The sequence below is a fragment of the Streptococcus sp. 27098_8_186 genome (assembly GCF_041432055.1).
GTDB classification, from domain to species: domain Bacteria; phylum Bacillota; class Bacilli; order Lactobacillales; family Streptococcaceae; genus Streptococcus; species Streptococcus dentalis.
Genome location: NZ_JAPVYV010000004.1, coordinates 98,883 through 117,409, shown reverse-complemented (window position 1 = coordinate 117,409; position 18,527 = coordinate 98,883). Strand labels below are relative to the sequence as shown.

Below are 18,527 nucleotides of genomic sequence, written 5' to 3'. Positions count from 1 at the left end.
ATATGAATCTTAAAAAAATGATGCAAGGCTTGGTTTTCTTTTTAACCAGCCTTCTTGTCTTTGTCTTTCTATTTCGTGCTCTGCTACCAACTGCGTCCCCTCGTATGACCAAGCCCAAAATGGCTGCGAAAGAAATCACCTATACTTATGTAGCTCTAGGAGATTCACTGACCGAAGGAGTAGGGGATAGCACCAAGCAAGGGGGCTTTGTCCCCATTCTTGCCCAAAGCCTGTCTAATGAAAATGCCGGCCAGTACCAGTCTGTCAACTATGGAGTAGCTGGGAATACAAGTGCTCAGATCTTAGATCGACTCAAGAAGCAAACAGATCTTCAGAAGGATCTCAAAAAGGCGCGTGTCATGACCTTAACGGTTGGGGGAAATGATCTGCGCAAAGTTGTTGTCGATCATCTGAGTGATTTTTCTCTATCAGATATCCAAAAACCGCTCAAGAGTTATACAGCGAACCTCAAAGAAATTATTACAAAGGCCAGAAAGGACAATCCCCAACTTCCTATTTATGTAGTGGGGATCTACAATCCTCTTTACCTGAATTTTCCTGAATTAACCAGTATCCAGACGGCTGTTGATCGTTGGAATGAGACGACGGAAGAAACCATTGCGCAATTTGATCAGGTCTATTTCGTTCCGATCAATGATCTGCTTTATAAAGGAATTGACGGGGAAATGGGTGTATCAGAAGTCAGTGATGGCAAGGCGCCGATTGCTAACGATGCCTTGTATGAAGAAGATCGTTTTCACCCCAACAACACAGGTTATGAAAAGATGAAACAAGCAATATTGGAGAAAATCAATGCCACGAAGAAAACATGGAGTCAAAAATAATCCCATCAAAGAGAAGGTCCCCTTCCTTCAAAAAATCAATATTTGGAAATGGTTATTTTTAGGTTTGGTCAGCCTTCTCTTAGCCTTTGCTTTAGTCGTACAGGGACGCTTAGCGACGCCAAGAGAAGATGTTAGCCAGCTTCATCAAGCAGTTGGCACCAAAGATGTCAAAGTTGGAACCATGACAACGACTCGTGATCAACTAAATGATACCATCAAATCCCTTCTGAAAAAATATAAGCTGTCCGACTACAAGGTCTATGCGGACAATCAGCAAATCCTATTAGAAGGGCAGTTGAGTCTCTTGGGGAAGGATTATCCCTTATACATTTACTTTCAACCATCCAAATTGGAAAATGGGAACATCCTCTTGACGGTGAAGGATTTTTCAGTTGGAACCTTTCAAATTCCACAAAAGATGGTCTTACAGCTCTTGAGCAAGAATAAAACTATTCCAGAATTTATTCAGATTTCTCCAAAGCAGTCTACCATCACCATTGTGTTACCAGAAATTGACAATGACTTTGGAATCTATGTCAAGGCCAATACCATTGACCTCTATAACGATAAGATCGTTTTTGATTTGTATCAGAAGAAGTAAGGCGAAAGAGGTTATTCAAATTGAATTCAAAGTCATCTTAAAAACTTTCCTTAGGCTCAATAATTCCGAGTGCTAGAAACAACGTGTTTCTAGCACTTTTCTCACGGCGGAAAGTTTCATTATATGACGTGTTTAAATGATCCTAATTGTTTATATCATTATAATTTTTTTAAGAGCATCACGGTTTTCTTATGTAAAAACAGGCTGTCTATAGACTAAGTAGAATCAAAAGCTTTATTTTGTTTCTATTCAAAAAATTCAGAATATTACGGAAAATTCTTGACATTGATTCTTCCCTATGCTAAAATACTAAACAAGACATTGAACAAAGGAGAAAGTCAAACATGAAAACAGCTAAGTTTATTCAATTTGCTTTGTTGTTGAGGTATAAGGGCTAGTGCAGAAGCATTAGTCCTGTTTGGCTTACCAAGCGGGCAAAAACATCTCGCTTGGTTGACCGAGTGAGATGTTTTTCTTTATATCCACTACATAGAAATGAGGAGACCCTATGCGTAAAGTTGAATTTTTAGATACTAGCCTTCGAGATGGTGAACAGACTCCAGGAGTTAATTTCTCCATTAAAGAAAAGATTGCCATTGCCAAGCAATTGGAAAAATGGGGTATTTCTGCTATTGAAGCAGGTTTTCCTGCAGCTAGTCCGGATTCCTTCACAGCTGTGCAGGAGATTGCAAAAGTCTTGACCAAGTCTGCTGTGACAGGTTTGGCTCGCTCCGTTAAATCCGATATCGATGCTTGTTATGAAGCTTTGAAGGATGCTAAGTATCCACAAATTCACGTCTTTATCGCAACGAGTCCGATTCACCGGGAGTTTAAACTCAACAAGACCAAGGAAGAAATTCTTGAAGCGATCAAAGAGCACGTTTCTTACGCTCGCTCAAAATTTGAGATTGTTGAATTCTCACCAGAAGATGCGACACGGACGGAGTTGGATTTCCTCTTGCAAGTCGTACAGACTGCAGTCGATGCTGGTGCCAGCTACATCAATATTCCTGATACAGTCGGTTTCACGACACCAGCAGAGTACGGTGCCATTTTCAAATACTTGATCGACCACGTCAAGACAGACCGCGAGATTATCTATTCCCCTCATTGCCATGATGACCTAGGTATGGCCGTCGCGAATAGCCTCGCTGCTGTTAAAAATGGTGCCCGTCGTGTCGAAGGAACCATTAATGGAATCGGTGAACGGGCCGGCAATGCGGCACTTGAAGAAGTAGCGGTTGCTCTCAATATCCGTGAAGACTATTACCAAGTTGAAAGTCCGATTGTCCTTAATGAAACCATCAACACCTCTGAGTTGGTCTCTCGTTACTCTGGGATTCCAATTCCTAAAAACAAGGCAGTTGTTGGTGGCAATGCCTTCTCACATGAGTCTGGTATTCACCAAGATGGAGTTCTTAAAAATCCTCTTACCTACGAAATCATTACCCCTGAGTTGGTGGGTGTTAAGAGCAATAGTCTCCCTCTTGGAAAATTGTCTGGTCGCCATGCCTTTGTCGAAAAACTGCATGAGTTGGGACTGGAATTTACAGAAGAGGACATCAAGCCGTTGTTTGCTAAGTTCAAATCTCTGGCAGACAAGAAACACGAGATCACTGATGCCGATATCCGCGCCCTTGTTGCCGGTACAGCAGTGGAAAATCCAGAAGGATTCCAATTTAATGATCTCCGCTTAACCACCAATGCAGACGAAACGATTACATCAGCGGTTAGCCTCCGAAATGAAGAAGGGGAAGTGCTTGAGTTCCTTGCCAATGGTCAAGGGTCGGTTGAAGCGATCTTTAATGCGATTGATAAATTCTTCAACCAAACTGTTCGCTTGACATCTTATAATATCGATGCAGTGACTGATGGGATCGATGCCCAAGCCCGTGTCTTGGTATCCGTGGAAAATGTCGATACAGATACGATTTTCAATGCTTCTGGTTTGGACTTCGACGTATTGAAAGCCTCTGCCATCGCTTATATCAATGCCAACACGCTGGTTCAAAAAGAGAATGCGGGTGAGATGGGACGAGCTGTCTCCTACCGCGACCTTCTACAAGCCTAAGAGGAAATAAACATGACAAAGAAAATTGTAACACTTGCAGGAGATGGGATTGGCCCTGAGATCATGGCAGCTGGACTAGAGGTCCTCGCAGCCGTTGCTCCCAAAATCGGCTTTGATTATAGTCTAGAAGACAAACCTTTTGGGGGTGCTGGGATTGATGCCGCTGGCCACCCACTTCCCCAAGATACTCTAAAAGCAGCTAAAGGAGCGGATGCTATTCTTCTCGCAGCTATCGGGAGTCCTGAGTATGACAATGCTCCTGTTCGTCCAGAACAAGGCCTGCTCGCTATTCGCAAGGAATTAAATCTCTTTGCCAATATTCGTCCTGTACGGATTTTTGATGCCTTGAAACACTTGTCTCCTTTGAAACCAGAGCGTATCGAGGGTGTCGACTTTGTGGTCGTACGTGAATTGACAGGTGGGATTTACTTCGGAGACCATATCTTAAAAGAAGATACAGCACGCGATATCAATGATTACAGTACAGAAGAAATCCGTCGGATTATGCGCCAAGCCTTCAAGATCGCGCAAGGACGTGGTAAGAAAGTGACCAGTATCGATAAGCAAAATGTCCTTGCAACTTCTAAATTGTGGCGCCAAGTGGCAGAAGAAGTTGCTAAAGAATTTCCAGATGTGACCTTAGAGCACCAGCTTGTCGATAGTGCGGCCATGATCATGATTACCAATCCAGCCCGCTTTGATGTTGTAGTGACAGAGAATCTATTCGGAGATATCTTATCTGACGAATCGAGCGTCCTTCCTGGAACACTTGGCGTGATGCCATCTGCCAGTCATTCTGATCAAGGACCAAGCATGTACGAACCGATTCATGGTTCAGCACCTGATATTGCTGGTCAAGGCATTGCCAATCCGATTTCCATGATCCTGTCCGTTGCCATGATGCTCCGAGACAGTTTTGGAGAAACAGCAGGTGCAGAAATGATCGAAGAAGCTGTCAATCAAACCTTGAATCAAGGAATCTTGACGCGAGATCTAGGTGGTCAGGCTTCTACTGCTGAGATGACTGCAGCCATTATTGGGAATCTCTAAGATGACTTGGAGAGATCGCTGTTTAGTTGTTATTGCTATTTGGAATAGTATCGTATTTCTGACCTATGGTTTAGATAAACGAAAAGCTATCCAAAACAGGTGGCGGATTCCTGAAAAGGTCCTGTTACTCGAGAGCTGGGTGCTTGGTGGATTCGGAGCTCTACTAGGTGGATATCTCTTTCACCACAAGGTGCGGAAATGGTATTTTCAAGCTACCTGGTGGGGCAGTAGCCTTTTTTTAGCAGGTGCCCTCTTTCTAATCCTTCAATGGATTTCCTAGCAAGAAGATAAATGGAGAAAGACGATGAGTGGAAAATCTATCTTTGATAAACTTTGGGACCGCCACGTGATTACAGGAGTGGAAGGACAACCCCAGCTCATGTATGTGGATCAACACTACATCCACGAAGTGACGAGTCCGCAAGCCTTTCAAGGATTACGGGATGCAGGACGCAAGGTCCGACGACCTGATTTAACCTTTGGAACCTTTGATCACAATGTTCCAACGGTCAATATTTTTGATATTCGAGATGTGATTTCAAAAGCCCAGATTGATAAATTAGCTGAGAATGTGGTGGACTTTGGGATTGATCATGCTGCCCATGGTTCTGCCAAGCAAGGAATCGTTCATATGGTGGGCCCTGAAACCGGTCGGACCCAGCCTGGAAAATTTATTGTCTGTGGAGACAGCCATACCGCAACACACGGAGCCTTTGGTGCCATTGCCTTTGGGATTGGAACCAGTGAAGTGGAGCATGTCTTTGCCACCCAAACCATCTGGCAAGTCAAACCAAAGAAAATGTTGGTTGAATTCACCGGAACCCCACAAAAAGGGATCTATTCAAAGGATTACATCCTAGCTTTAATAGCGCGCTACGGTGTTGCTTGTGGAGTTGGCTACGTCGTAGAGTATCGGGGAGAAGCAATTGATCGCTTGACCATGGAAGAACGCATGACCATCTGTAACATGTCTATCGAGTTTGGATCCAAAATGGGGATCATGAATCCAGATGAGACGACCTTTGACTACCTCCGGGGACGTGAATGTGTGCCAGATGATTTTGAGACTGCAGTGGCTGATTGGAAGACTCTGGTTAGTGATGACGATGCCGTTTATGACAAAGTAATCCGTATGGATGTATCTGATCTTGCTCCGATGGTGACTTGGGGGACCAATCCTTCTATGGGAGTGGACTTTGAGACTCCTTTTCCAGACATTCGCGACATGAATGATGAACGGGCTTATCATTATATGGATCTAGAACCTGGCCAAAAACCAGCAGACATTGAATTAGGCTATATCTTTATCGGTTCTTGTACCAATGCGCGTCTCAGCGATTTGGAGTTGGCAGCTAAGTTTGTGAAAGGCAAAAAAATTGCGCCCAACTTAACTGCTATTGTGGTACCTGGCTCTCGTCCGGTTAAGCAAGCTGCCGAAAAATTAGGCTTAGACAAGATCTTCATGGATGCGGGCTTTGAATGGCGTGATCCAGGATGCTCCATGTGTCTAGGAATGAATCCGGACAAGGTGCCGGATGGAGTCCACTGTGCGTCAACTAGCAACCGGAACTTTGAAGACCGCCAAGGATTTGGGGCTAAGACCCATCTCTGTAGCCCCGCAATGGCGGCAGCAGCAGCAATCGCCGGTCGCTTTGTCGATGTACGCCAAATGCCAGAAGTCCAGTAAAAGGAGGAATCATGGAGAAATTTACCATTTATACGGGAACTACGGTTCCCTTGATGAACGATAATATCGATACCGACCAAATCCTCCCCAAGCAATTTTTAAAGCTGATTGATAAAAAAGGCTTTGGAAAGTACCTCATGTACGCTTGGCGCTACTTGGATGATCGATACTCCGAGGATCCAGAATTTATCTTTAACAAAGCAGAATATCGTCAGGCCACCATTTTGATTACTGGCGACAATTTTGGGGCTGGTTCTTCTCGGGAGCACGCAGCCTGGGCTTTAGCTGATTATGGCTTTAAAGTTGTTATCGCCGGCTCTTTTGGAGATATCCATTACAATAATGAACTCAATAATGGGATGCTACCAATAGTCCAGCCTTTAGAGGTTCGTCATAAGCTGGCAAGCTTGAAGCCGACAGATGAGGTAACGGTGGATTTGGAAGAGCAGAAGATCATCTCGCCTGTTGGAGAATTCAGCTTTGAGATTGATAGGGATTGGAAGCACAAATTACTCAACGGTCTAGATGACATTGGGATTACCCTCCAATACGAGGACTTGATTGCTGCTTATGAGAAGAATCGGCCCGCCTATTGGCAATAAAATTGTATAGTTAATTAAGAATTTTCAGAAAATATATTGAAGCTTTTTGGGAATTTTGATAGAATAGAAAAAAAGAAATAGAAGAGGACGAAATTTATGACAAAACACATTCAATGGGACGGTACACTTTCACAAGAAGGATTTGACATTCTTAAAGGCGAGGGTGGTTGTATCGTCTGCCCTACCAAAGTTGGCTACATCATCATGACTAGCGACAAGGCTGGCTTGGAACGGAAGTTTGAAGCCAAAGAACGCAACCGCAACAAACCTGGTGTAGTTCTTTGTGGAAGCATGGATGAACTTCGTGCCCTTGCGCAATTGAATCCTGAAATCGAAGCCTTCTACCAAAAACATTGGGATGAAGATATCTTGCTTGGTTGTATCCTTCCATGGCGTGAAGATGCCTATGCAAAATTACAAGCCTTCGGAGATGGACGCGAGGAACTCATGACAGATGTTCGTGGAACCAGCTGTTTTGTCATTAAATTTGGTAAAGCTGGTGAGCAAATTGCCAAGGAAATGTGGGAAAAAGAAGGCAAGATGGTTTACGCCTCTTCAGCTAACCCATCCGGTAAAGGAAACCGTGGGAAGGTTGAAGGAATTGGTGAGCGTATCGAAGGTGCTGTTGACTTGGTCATCGAAGCCGATGATTATGTAGCCTCTATCCAACCAGACAAGACCATTGAAACACGCTATGAACAAGGGGTAATGGTCTCTATGGTTGATTCCGAAGGAAAATTGATTCCAGAACAAGGGGCAGGTAGCCGTTCTGTCAATACTTGTCCAGTTGTCATCCGTAAAGGATTGGATATCGATAAGATCATGATGCACTTATCTGATCATTTCAACTCTTGGAACTACCGCCAAGGGGAATACTATTAAGAAACAGAAAAAAGCATTCCATTTGGGATGCTTTTTTTGTGAAAGGATAAAAGATGGTATAATAGAGTCAAACGATGTTCCAGATGTTCCAATAGAAGGGAAATTGGTATGGTTTCCAGAAAAGCATTTATCGATAAAGCCAATCAGGAAGGTTTTTCCTTCAACATCCAAATCCCATGGTGGACGTACAATAACTTCAAGTCATTGGTTTGGAGAAAAAGGCTCTCTGAGGAGCAACTCTATCAGATCTTTCTTTTACTTTGTAGAGAGGTAGAAGACCAGCAAATGCAAGTAGTAGCGGATAAGAGGAAATATCAGACCGGATTTTATGTAGCGGCATGTAATGGCCGCGAGTTCCGCTTTGAGTTTTCTTTTAAAAAGAATCAAGAACTAAGAGTTTATAATTTATTTGAGACCGTCAATGGTCGTAAGAAACTCACCCTGATGGATCTGCTTGATTACATAATGGATTGACGATATATAGAAACAATAAGGGTTCATTACAGATTGATAAAAGAAAGAGTGGTTCTATGATTTCAAGAGATGCATTTTTAGAAAGAATCAACCAAGAGGGCTTCTCATTTAGCATTGAAATTCCTCGCAGAAGTTTTTCGGATTTTACATCATTGGTTCGGAGAAGAAGAATTTCAGAAGAAGACCTCTATCAGCTGTTTTATGACTATTGTCAAGAACTAGAAAACTGTCTAAAAGAAGCAGGAGATAAGCGACGCATGCTCTTCCATAAATTTCCAGTTAGCCCCGTTCATGATAAATATAAAACGAAATTTGATACAGTGGCACCCAACGGACGAGAATTCCGCTTTGAGTTTGTATTTAGCAATGACAATCGTTTAAAAGTTTATCATCTTATCGAAACTGTTAATGGTCGTAGGAAAAAAACACCTATGGAAATACTGATGGACCTAGTCGATGCTTTATAATGAGGATCTGTTCAAAAGTATAAGGGGAATTCAATCAAAAAAACTAGAGCATGCGCTCTAGTTTTTTGGTTGTTGATGGGTGATGTTCTTTCCCCAAGGGATGAGATTTTCTTTTTTCTCTTTGATCCGTTGGATATTGTCCTTGTGTCGAAGAATGATCAAGGTCGCTAGGGCCAAGACAATGACTGTAAAAAGCGGATCATAGCTGTGCAAGATCCATCCAGTTAAAGGAAGAAGGAGGACTGAAAGAATTGCGAGTAGCGCAACGGTAACACTCGAAAACGAAATCATACTGGTCAAATACAGGCTGGCTACAAAATAAACAGCTAAAATGAGTAGCAGGATAGGCGAGAAACCAAGTAAGACACCAGCACTCGTCGCCACTGCTTTTCCACCCTTGAATCCAGCAAAAATTGGGAAAGTGTGTCCCAAAACAGCTAAGAGACCAAAGACCATCGGCGAGATCCCCTGAATTCCAAAGAAAGTCGGAAGGAGAACGGCCAAAGTTCCTTTCAAGAAATCAATTGCAAAGACAATGATCCCAGCTTTCTTCCCTAAAATCCGAAAGGTATTGGTCGTTCCTGTATTGCCCGAGCCATGTTCCCGTAAATTAATATGGAAAAAGATTTTCCCAATCCATAATCCCGAAGGAATGGAGCCTAACAGATAGGCTAAAATTAAAACACTTATTTCTTTTATCATAGTTTCATTATATCAAAAAGCCAACGATAGAAAAAGCAATTTCTGGAGTTCAATTGTGACATCTGAAGAAAATTCCTTGCCAACATTTTTTACTGGGATATAGAAATCTCCATATAAAGAGAAAAAATTTTGCAAAATTTCCTAAAAAACTGTAATATAGAAAAGATGAACAAACAGGAGGTTCCTTGTGGCAAAAAAGGAAATCAATATTAATAATTATAATGACGATGCCATTCAGGTACTAGAAGGGTTGGATGCAGTTCGAAAACGTCCAGGGATGTATATCGGATCGACTGACGGAAATGGCTTACATCACATGGTCTGGGAGATCGTAGATAATGCGGTCGATGAAGCCTTGTCTGGCTTTGGATCACAAATCGATGTCACGATTAATAAAGACGGTTCACTATCGGTAGAAGACCAGGGACGTGGAATGCCGACTGGGATGCATGCTATGGGTAAACCAACCGTTGAGGTGATCTTTACGGTCCTCCACGCCGGAGGAAAGTTTGGTCAAGGAGGCTATAAGACATCTGGAGGTCTTCACGGTGTGGGATCTTCTGTCGTCAATGCCCTTTCTAGCTGGTTAGAGGTAGAAATTACGCGTGATGGATCTGTCTACAAGCAACGTTTTGAAGATGGGGGAAAACCAGTTACAACCCTCGAAAAGATTGGCTCTGCTCCCAAGTCTAAGACAGGGACCAAGGTCACTTTCATGCCAGATCCAACCATCTTTTCAACGACGGATTTCAAATTCAATACCATTGCTGAGCGGATCAAAGAATCAGCCTTCTTGCTTAAGGACGTGACGCTGACGCTGACCGATCTCCGCAAGGAAGAAGATAACCATGTGGCCTTTCATTATGAAAATGGTGTCCAAGATTTTGTAGAGTACTTGAACGAAGACAAGGAAACTTTGACACCGGTTCTTTACTTTAGTGGCGAATCAGATGGTTTTCAGGTAGAAGTGGCCATGCAATACAATGATGGTTACTCAGATAATATCTTGTCCTTCGTTAATAATGTCCGCACCAAAGATGGGGGAACCCACGAGACGGGTCTGAAGACAGCCATTACCAAGGCTATGAACGACTATGCAAGAAAGACAGGACTCCTCAAAGAAAAAGACAAGAATCTGGAAGGATCAGACTACCGCGAAGGTTTGTCAGCGGTTCTTTCGATCTTGGTTCCAGAAGCCCATTTACAGTTTGAAGGACAAACCAAAGACAAATTAGGAAGTCCCTTAGCTCGTCCAGTCGTCGATAGCATTGTTTCTGATAAATTGACCTTCTTCCTCATGGAAAATGGGGAGTTGGCTTCTAATCTCATTCGTAAGGCTATTAAAGCCCGGGATGCGCGTGAAGCCGCTCGAAAAGCGCGGGATGAAAGTCGAAATGGTAAGAAGAGCAAAAAGGACAAAGGGCTTTTGTCTGGTAAATTGACACCAGCCCAGTCTAAAAATCCTAAGAAAAACGAACTCTATCTAGTCGAAGGAGACTCAGCCGGCGGTTCTGCCAAACAAGGGCGGGACCGCAAGTTCCAAGCGATTCTTCCACTTCGTGGGAAGGTGCTCAATACTGAGAAGGCCAATATGAGTGATATCCTCAAAAACGAGGAAATCAACACCATGATTTACACCATCGGTGCTGGCGTTGGGGCAGATTTCTCAGTGGAAGATGCCAACTATGACAAGATCATCATCATGACCGATGCGGATACGGATGGTGCCCACATTCAAACCTTGCTCCTAACTTTCTTCTATCGCTATATGCGCCCTTTGGTAGAAGCAGGTCATGTCTACATTGCACTTCCTCCTCTTTATAAGATGTCGAAAGGCAAAGGCAAGAAAGAAGAAGTAGCCTATGCTTGGACAGATAGCGAATTAGAAGAGTTGCGTCGGACCTTTGGCCGTGGAGCAACCCTCCAACGTTACAAAGGGTTGGGGGAAATGAATGCGGATCAGCTTTGGGAAACCACCATGAATCCAGAAACTCGTACCCTGATCCGTGTCACCATTGATGATTTAGCGCGTGCAGAACGCCGCGTCTCTGTCCTTATGGGAGATAAGGCTGCACCACGTCGTCAATGGATCGAAGATAACGTTAAGTTTACCTTAGAAGAAAATACAGTATTTTAATCACTTTCTACTATAAAGTAAATATGCTGGGATGTAGAAATGGTAAGGAATCGATATGAGAACTGATACAGAAATGATGAATCTGATTTTGCAAATAGCTGATACTCTAGAAGTAGAAGCAATTGCTTTATCCGGATCACGAACGAATCCTCAGGTACCCAAAGACGAGTTTCAAGATTATGATGTGGTCTATATTGTTGAAAATCTGAACGACTTGTTATCTGATTTATCTTGGCTAGACCAGTTTGGAATGCGTCTGATTGAACAGCACAATGTCCTTGGACACCGTCGTCTGTATCTCATGCTCTTTGAAGATGGCAACCGTATCGATTTGACCCTCTGTCCCAAGGAGTATACCCAAGAGTGGGTGGACAGCGAAGCAAATTTTGAAGTTATAAAAGACGACAAAGGTTTGTTTGAAGTCTATCAGCCTAATTCCAAGCGCTATTGGACCGCTCCACCTACTGAAGAGGAATTTGCAGCATCCTGCAATGAATTTTGGTGGGTATCGGCTTATGTTGTCAAGGCCATTCGAAGAAATCAGCTTATCTATGCGACCGACCACCTCTATGGCATTTGTCAGCAAGAACTCCTCAAGGTCTTAGCTTGGCTGGTGACAAGCGATAGGGGAGTAGTTGATATCGGAAAGAACTACAAGTACCTCTTCCAGTATCTACCAGCCAGGCAAGAGAAGGAGTTCTCAGCACTGCTTGATTTATCTAGTATCGATAAAATCACTCAGTCTTTATTTGCTACCATGGGGCTATTCAATCGAGAAGCTCAAATTCTGGCTCAAAAGATGGGGTTTACTTACGATATGGAAGTTGCAGAGAAAATGATTTCTTATGCTAAAGAGAAACTTTCTAATCGTTAATGAATCTATTTTAAACTAAAAAAAGGATCCTTTGGTTGCTTGTGGTAACCGATTGCCTTTTTCTACAAAAGACTACTCAACATTCTTTGAAAGGAGTTGAACACGCCCTGAGTGCTGTGTGAAAAAGATAAATTTCTTATTTTCACTATGTATTTTACGGGCTTTGTATCTTATGTCTAATATTCAAAATATGTCCTTGGAGGACATCATGGGGGAGCGCTTTGGTCGCTACTCCAAATACATTATTCAAGAACGAGCTCTTCCTGATATTCGGGATGGCTTGAAACCAGTTCAACGGCGGATTCTTTATTCTATGAATAAGGATGGGAATACCCATGACAAGGGCTACCGCAAGTCTGCCAAGTCTGTCGGTAATATCATGGGGAATTTCCACCCTCACGGGGACAGTTCTATCTATGATGCCATGGTCCGCATGTCTCAGGACTGGAAGAATCGTGAGATCCTAGTCGAAATGCATGGAAACAATGGTTCCATGGACGGTGATCCACCAGCGGCTATGCGTTATACCGAGGCGCGCTTGTCTGAAATTGCGGGTTATCTTTTGCAAGATATCGAAAAGAATACAGTGCCATTTGCCTGGAACTTTGACGATACAGAAAAAGAGCCAACTGTTTTGCCGGCAGCCTTTCCAAACCTCTTGGTCAATGGAGCTACAGGGATTTCAGCTGGTTATGCAACAGATATTCCGCCACACAACCTTGCTGAAGTCATCGATGCCGTGGTCTACATGATCGACCATCCATTTGCCAAGGTAGACAAACTCATGGAGTTTCTGCCTGGGCCTGATTTCCCAACTGGTGCCATTATCCAGGGACGGGATGAGATCAAGAAAGCCTATGAAACTGGTAAGGGCCGGGTGGTTGTCCGCTCTAAGACAGAGATCGAGCAGCTCAAAGGCGGTAAGCAGCAAATCGTTGTTACCGAGATCCCTTATGAGATCAACAAGGCAGTCTTGGTCAAGAAGATCGACGATGTCCGTGTTAACAACAAGGTGGCCGGTATTGCGGAAGTCCGGGATGAGTCTGACCGGGATGGTCTTCGCATTGCCATTGAGCTGAAGAAAGACGCCAATGCCGATCTAATCTTGAACTACTTGTTCAAGTACACAGACTTGCAGGTCAACTACAACTTCAATATGGTGGCGATTGACAATTATACCCCTCGACAAGTGGGGATTGTACCGATCCTGTCTAGCTACATTGCTCACCGTCGGGATATCATTGTCGCTCGCTCGCGCTTTGATAAGGAAAAGGCAGAACGACGCCTCCATATCGTAGAGGGCTTGATCCGTGTCATTTCCATCCTGGATGAAGTGATTGCCTTGATCCGTGCTTCTGATAATAAGGCAGATGCTAAAGAAAACCTCAAGGTCAGCTACGATTTCACGGAAGAACAAGCAGAAGCTATTGTTACCTTGCAATTGTACCGTTTGACCAATACAGATATCGTGACCTTGGAAGAAGAACATGCTAGTCTCAAGGAGCAAATCGCGACCTTGGCAGCCATCATTGGGGATGAACGGACCATGTTCAATCTCATGAAGAAGGAATTGCGTGAAGTCAAGAAGCTCTTTGGGAATCCGCGTCGCAGTGAATTGCAAGACACTGCTAAAACGATCGAGATTGATACAGCCAGTCTCATTGTTGAAGAGGAAACCTTCGTAAGTGTGACCCGTGCTGGATATATCAAACGGACCTCGCCTCGTTCTTTTAATGCCTCAACACTGGAAGAAGTCGGTAAGCGGGACGATGACGAGTTGATTTTCGTAGAGCCTGCTAAGACCACTCAGCATCTCTTACTCTTTACCAACTTGGGGAATGCCATTTATCGACCAATTCACGAATTGACAGATACCAAGTGGAAGGATATCGGAGAGCACCTCAGTCAGACCTTGACCAATTTCGAGCAAGAGGAAGAAATTCTCTTTACGGAGATTGTGGATCAGTTTGAGGGAGTAACCTACTTTGCAGCAACTCAACAAGGACAAATCAAGCGCTTTGAACGCAAAGAATTGAGCCCATGGCGGACTTATCGTTCTAAATCGACTAAGTATGCTAAGCTCAAAGACCAAGACGACCGTATCGTAGCGGTTGCGCCAGTTGTCCTGGAAGATATCATGATCATTACTAAAAATGGGTACGGGTTGCGCTTCAATATTGAAGAGGTTCCTGTCGTAGGAGCCAAAGCAGCAGGAGTCAAAGCGATTAACCTCAAAGACGGAGATCAAGTTGCTGCCGCCTTTAAGTCGACAACTCCAAGCATGTACATTCTGACTCAACGAGGCAGCCTCAAACGGATGTTACAAGACGATATTCCTGTGACCAGTCGAGCTAAAAGGGGACTACAGGTCTTGCGTGAGCTGAAAAATAAACCAAATCGCGTCTTCAAGGCAGGTCCAGTCTTTACTGACCAGGGAGATTTTGATCTCTTTACGAGCCAAGAAGAAGTGGCAGAACAAGATCAAATCCTTCAGATCACTTCTACAACAGGTCAGGTGACAGAAGTTGATTTGACACAATTAAGCATTTCTGAAAGAACAAGCAATGGATCCTTTGTCAACGATACCATTTCGGATCAAGAAGTTTTTTTAGCTACTATCAAATAAAAGAAAGTGTCGGTCCATTATAGGACTGACTTTCTTTAAAAATAAATTTTCTGAAAATTGAAAATTTCGCTTGAAATTCTCATGAAATGGTGTACAATAGTGTACATAGATTGAGAAACTGAATCGACCTGCATCAGATCGACAAGGAATAGAAAGAATAAAAAGGAGCACTATCATGACAGTATCACTTGATTGGGAAAACCTTGGCTTTTCATATATGAAATTACCCTATCGCTATTTGGCACATTATCGCAATGGAGCTTGGGAAAAAGGAGAATTGACAGAAGATGCGACCTTGCATTTGTCCGAATCTTCTCCAAGTTTGCATTACGGTCAGCAAGCCTTTGAAGGGTTGAAAGCTTACCGTACAAAAGATGGAAGCGTCCAATTGTTCCGTCCAGATCAAAACGCTAAACGTTTGCAACGCACGGCTGATCGGTTGCTGATGCCTCAAGTTCCTACAGATATGTTTGTGGATGCTTGTAAGGCAGTGGTGAAAGCCAATGAAGAGTATGTTCCACCATATGGTACAGGAGCTACCCTTTACCTTCGTCCTCTGTTGATCGGTGTTGGAGATATTATTGGTGTAAAACCTGCAGATGAGTATATCTTTACCATCTTTGCAATGCCTGTCGGTAACTACTTTAAAGGTGGTTTGGTTCCAACGAACTTCTTGATTCAAGATGAGTATGACCGTGCTGCACCAAATGGTACAGGGGCTGCAAAAGTTGGTGGGAACTATGCAGCTAGTATGTTGCCAGGTAAGATTGCGCATGATCGTAACTTCTCTGACGTGATTTACCTTGATCCAGCGACGCACACCAAGATTGAAGAAGTAGGTTCTGCAAACTTTTTTGGTATTACTGCTAGTAACGAATTTGTGACACCATTGAGTCCTTCTATCTTGCCATCGATCACCAAGTACTCTTTGCTTTACCTTGCGGAACACCGTCTTGGTATGACACCAATTGAAGGGGATGTCTTTATCAATGACTTGGATCGCTTTGTAGAAGCAGGAGCTTGTGGTACCGCAGCTGTGATCTCTCCAATCGGAGGTGTTCAACACGGGGATGACTTCCATGTCTTCTATTCTGAAACAGAAGTAGGTCCTGTCACACGGAAGCTTTATGACGAGTTGACCGGTATCCAATTTGGTGATGTCGAAGCGCCAGAAGGATGGATTGTCAAAGTCGATTAAACCGAAAGCGTCTGAGACAAAAGTGTCAAGACTTCAATGAGAACGAGTCTTAACGAAAGAACGCAGTAGCTAATGTGTCTCTTCATTCGCTTTTAGGCTCAAAAGAGTGCCGAATGACTCTTGCGGGGGTGGGATAAAGAAGGAATTTCGAACTAAATTCTTTCTGCCCACTCCCTTTTCTCTTGCGTCATCAAGAGAATTTTTGTAAAATAGAAAAAGTGAAAAGAGGGTTGAAATGAGTAAAAAAGATAAGAAAATTGAGATTCAAATCGTTGATAGTAAAGTAACCGTCGGAAAAGACACTTTTGATGGATTCACTTTGTCCATTGGAAAGAAAACGATTGGGGAAATTGCAGACATGGCAGGTCAGTTTGCCATTATCAAAAATGGAAATGTGGATTCTCTTTACAAAAAACTTGAAAAAGCTGTTGAAATTTTAATAGAAAATTATAATTTGAATAAATAAGGGCTTGCAATCAAAATAAATCAATGGTATAATAGATCCTGTTGATTTATATGGAGAGATAGCGAAGAGGCTAAACGCGGCGGACTGTAAATCCGCTCCTTCGGGTTCGGGGGTTCGAATCCCTCTCTCTCCATTAGCGTTCATTTTGACGATGATAAAGTGACTAATGTCAGCGCTCTTTTTGGGGTATAGCCAAGCGGTAAGGCAAGGGACTTTGACTCCCTCATGCGTTGGTTCGAATCCAGCTACCCCAGTTCTAGGTAATATCAGATAAGGTGGTAAAATATCTACTCAGGTATTTTATTTCTTTATATGAAGAAGTCGTTGTAGATCATTTTGATTTCGTTGCGAGTGCTTGCTTAGGAAAAATAATTATAAGTATGTCAAGTTTTAGAAAACTTGATTGTTGGAGGATTTTTTAGATGAATGAATTTGAAGATTTGCTAAACAGTGTTAGCCAAGTTGAACCAGGTGACGTTGTTACTGCTGAAGTATTGACAGTTGACGCGAACCAAGCTAACGTTGCAATCTCTGGAACTGGTGTCGAAGGTGTTTTGACTCTTCGCGAATTGACAAACGATCGTGATGCTGACATCAATGACTTGGTAAAACCAGGTGAAACACTTGAATTGCTTGTTCTTCGTCAAGTAGTTGGTAAAGATACTGATACAGTAACTTACCTTGTATCTAAAAAACGTTTGGAAGCTCGCAAAGCATGGGACAAATTGGTCGGACGTGAAGAAGAAGTTGTTACTGTTAAAGGAACTCGCGCTGTTAAAGGCGGACTTTCAGTAGAATTTGAAGGACTTCGTGGATTTATTCCAGCTTCAATGCTTGATACTCGTTTTGTACGTAACACTGAACGTTTCGTAGGTCAAGAATTTGATGCTAAAATTAAAGAAGTAGATCCAAAAGAAAACCGCTTTATCCTTTCACGTCGTGAAGTTGTTGAAGCTGAATCAGCTGCAGCACGCGCAGAAGTATTTGGTAAATTGAACGTTGGTGATGTTGTAACTGGTAAAGTTGCACGTATCACAAGCTTCGGTGCTTTCATCGACCTTGGTGGTGTTGATGGATTGGTTCACTTGACAGAATTGTCACACGAACGCAACGTATCACCTAAATCAGTTGTAACTGTTGGTGAAGAAATCCAAGTGAAAGTTCTTGACTTGAACGAAGAAGAAGGTCGTGTATCACTTTCATTGAAAGCTACAACACCTGGACCTTGGGATGGCGTTGAACAAAAATTGGCTGCTGGTGATGTTATCGAAGGAACTGTTAAACGTTTGACTGACTTCGGTGCATTCGTTGAAGTATTGCCAGGTATCGACGGACTTGTACACATCTCACAAATTTCACACAAACGTGTTGAAAATCCAAAAGATGTTCTTAAAGTTGGACAAGAAGTAACTGTTAAAGTTCTTGAAGTAAATGCTGCTGATGAGCGTGTATCACTTTCTATCAAAGCTCTTGAAGAACGTCCAGCTCAAGAAGAAGGCGAAAAACAAGAAAAACGTCAATCTCGCCCACGTCGTCCAAAACAAGAAAAACGCGACTTTGATCTTCCAGAAACTCAAACTGGATTCTCAATGGCTGACTTGTTTGGCGATATCGAATTGTAATATGCAAAAAGCTTACCTGTGGGTAAGCTTTTTTTACTTGTAAAAACCTTGAGAATTTGATATACTATAACAGTTGCCACCCTTAGTGTAATGGATATCACGTAAGATTCCGGTTCTTGAGATGGGGGTTCGATTCCCTCAGGGTGGATAGAAGGAAAGGTTGAGAAGTCTCTCAGCCTTTTTATCTTAAGTTCATAGCTCAAAAAAAGACTCTCAAATTTGA

17 protein-coding genes and 3 tRNA genes are annotated in these 18,527 nt (G+C 42.9%); 19 read left to right on the top strand and 1 reads right to left on the bottom strand.

Annotation, left to right across the window (positions count from 1 at the left end):
• Window positions 1-2 precede the first annotated feature (2 nt).
• The 10 genes from O3602_RS05650 (at window position 3) to O3602_RS05605 (ending at window position 8,679) form a co-directional block, all read left to right on the top strand.
• Window positions 3-845, top strand: coding sequence for an SGNH/GDSL hydrolase family protein (locus O3602_RS05650; RefSeq protein ID WP_270298375.1), 843 nt, complete (start codon window positions 3-5; stop codon window positions 843-845).
• The gene (locus O3602_RS05645; RefSeq protein WP_270298373.1) at window positions 814-1,446 is read left to right on the top strand and encodes a YpmS family protein; all 633 of its coding nucleotides are present in this window, start codon (window positions 814-816) and stop codon (window positions 1,444-1,446) included. The genes O3602_RS05650 and O3602_RS05645 overlap by 32 nt, the downstream gene beginning before the upstream one ends.
• A 508-nt stretch (window positions 1,447-1,954) precedes the next feature.
• Window positions 1,955-3,517, top strand: a complete 1,563-nt coding sequence (locus tag O3602_RS05640; RefSeq protein WP_270298371.1) for a 2-isopropylmalate synthase — start codon at window positions 1,955-1,957, stop codon at window positions 3,515-3,517.
• A gap of 12 nt (window positions 3,518-3,529) precedes the next feature.
• Window positions 3,530-4,567: a 3-isopropylmalate dehydrogenase gene (leuB, locus tag O3602_RS05635; RefSeq protein WP_151379055.1), complete on the top strand. Its 1,038-nt coding sequence runs from the start codon at window positions 3,530-3,532 to the stop codon at window positions 4,565-4,567.
• A gap of 1 nt (window position 4,568) precedes the next feature.
• Complete coding sequence (locus O3602_RS05630) at window positions 4,569-4,847, top strand: DUF1294 domain-containing protein (RefSeq protein ID WP_003012117.1); 279 nt, start codon at window positions 4,569-4,571, stop codon at window positions 4,845-4,847.
• Between the two features lie 24 nt (window positions 4,848-4,871).
• On the top strand, window positions 4,872-6,254 hold the full coding sequence (gene leuC, locus O3602_RS05625) for a 3-isopropylmalate dehydratase large subunit (RefSeq protein WP_270298365.1): 1,383 nt from the start codon (window positions 4,872-4,874) through the stop codon (window positions 6,252-6,254).
• Window positions 6,255-6,265: 11 nt separating this feature from the next.
• Window positions 6,266-6,856 carry a 3-isopropylmalate dehydratase small subunit gene (leuD, locus tag O3602_RS05620; protein ID WP_003011923.1) on the top strand — a complete coding sequence of 197 codons (591 nt, stop codon included), beginning with the start codon at window positions 6,266-6,268 and terminating at the stop codon, window positions 6,854-6,856.
• Window positions 6,857-6,952: 96 nt separating this feature from the next.
• Complete coding sequence (locus O3602_RS05615; RefSeq protein ID WP_003012044.1) at window positions 6,953-7,738, top strand: L-threonylcarbamoyladenylate synthase; 786 nt, start codon at window positions 6,953-6,955, stop codon at window positions 7,736-7,738.
• A gap of 108 nt (window positions 7,739-7,846) precedes the next feature.
• Entirely contained in the window at window positions 7,847-8,212 is a 366-nt protein-coding gene (locus O3602_RS05610) for a hypothetical protein (RefSeq protein ID WP_003003707.1), read from the top strand.
• Window positions 8,213-8,268: 56 nt separating this feature from the next.
• On the top strand, window positions 8,269-8,679 hold the full coding sequence (locus tag O3602_RS05605; RefSeq protein ID WP_003011841.1) for a hypothetical protein: 411 nt from the start codon (window positions 8,269-8,271) through the stop codon (window positions 8,677-8,679).
• Between the two features lie 57 nt (window positions 8,680-8,736).
• On the opposite strand, the gene plsY is transcribed toward O3602_RS05605, so the two are convergent.
• Entirely contained in the window at window positions 8,737-9,381 is a 645-nt protein-coding gene (gene plsY / locus O3602_RS05600) for a glycerol-3-phosphate 1-O-acyltransferase PlsY (protein ID WP_049473029.1), read from the bottom strand.
• A 187-nt stretch (window positions 9,382-9,568) separates the two neighbouring features.
• Here plsY and parE point away from each other — a divergent pair, with 187 nt between their 5' ends.
• The 9 genes from parE to O3602_RS05555 all read left to right on the top strand — a co-directional run bounded on the left by parE (window position 9,569) and on the right by O3602_RS05555 (window position 18,452).
• Entirely contained in the window at window positions 9,569-11,518 is a 1,950-nt protein-coding gene (gene parE, locus O3602_RS05595; RefSeq protein ID WP_270298356.1) for a DNA topoisomerase IV subunit B, read from the top strand.
• A gap of 55 nt (window positions 11,519-11,573) precedes the next feature.
• Window positions 11,574-12,392 (top strand): aminoglycoside 6-adenylyltransferase, encoded by an 819-nt coding sequence (locus tag O3602_RS05590; RefSeq protein ID WP_270298354.1) that lies wholly within the window; start codon window positions 11,574-11,576, stop codon window positions 12,390-12,392.
• A gap of 172 nt (window positions 12,393-12,564) precedes the next feature.
• The gene (parC, locus tag O3602_RS05585; protein WP_371611320.1) at window positions 12,565-15,018 is read left to right on the top strand and encodes a DNA topoisomerase IV subunit A; all 2,454 of its coding nucleotides are present in this window, start codon (window positions 12,565-12,567) and stop codon (window positions 15,016-15,018) included.
• A 175-nt stretch (window positions 15,019-15,193) separates the two neighbouring features.
• Window positions 15,194-16,216, top strand: coding sequence for a branched-chain amino acid aminotransferase (locus O3602_RS05580; protein WP_003011844.1), 1,023 nt, complete (start codon window positions 15,194-15,196; stop codon window positions 16,214-16,216).
• 235 nt (window positions 16,217-16,451) lie between these two features.
• Window positions 16,452-16,682: a DUF2969 domain-containing protein gene (locus tag O3602_RS05575; protein WP_003003589.1), complete on the top strand. Its 231-nt coding sequence runs from the start codon at window positions 16,452-16,454 to the stop codon at window positions 16,680-16,682.
• 52 nt (window positions 16,683-16,734) lie between these two features.
• A tRNA-Tyr gene (locus O3602_RS05570) sits at window positions 16,735-16,815 on the top strand.
• A gap of 49 nt (window positions 16,816-16,864) precedes the next feature.
• Window positions 16,865-16,936: transfer RNA gene (locus O3602_RS05565), tRNA-Gln, on the top strand.
• A 168-nt stretch (window positions 16,937-17,104) separates the two neighbouring features.
• Window positions 17,105-18,304, top strand: coding sequence for a 30S ribosomal protein S1 (gene rpsA, locus O3602_RS05560; protein WP_003011990.1), 1,200 nt, complete (start codon window positions 17,105-17,107; stop codon window positions 18,302-18,304).
• Between the two features lie 76 nt (window positions 18,305-18,380).
• A tRNA-Arg gene (locus O3602_RS05555) sits at window positions 18,381-18,452 on the top strand.
• The last annotated feature ends 75 nt before the right edge of the window (window positions 18,453-18,527 follow it).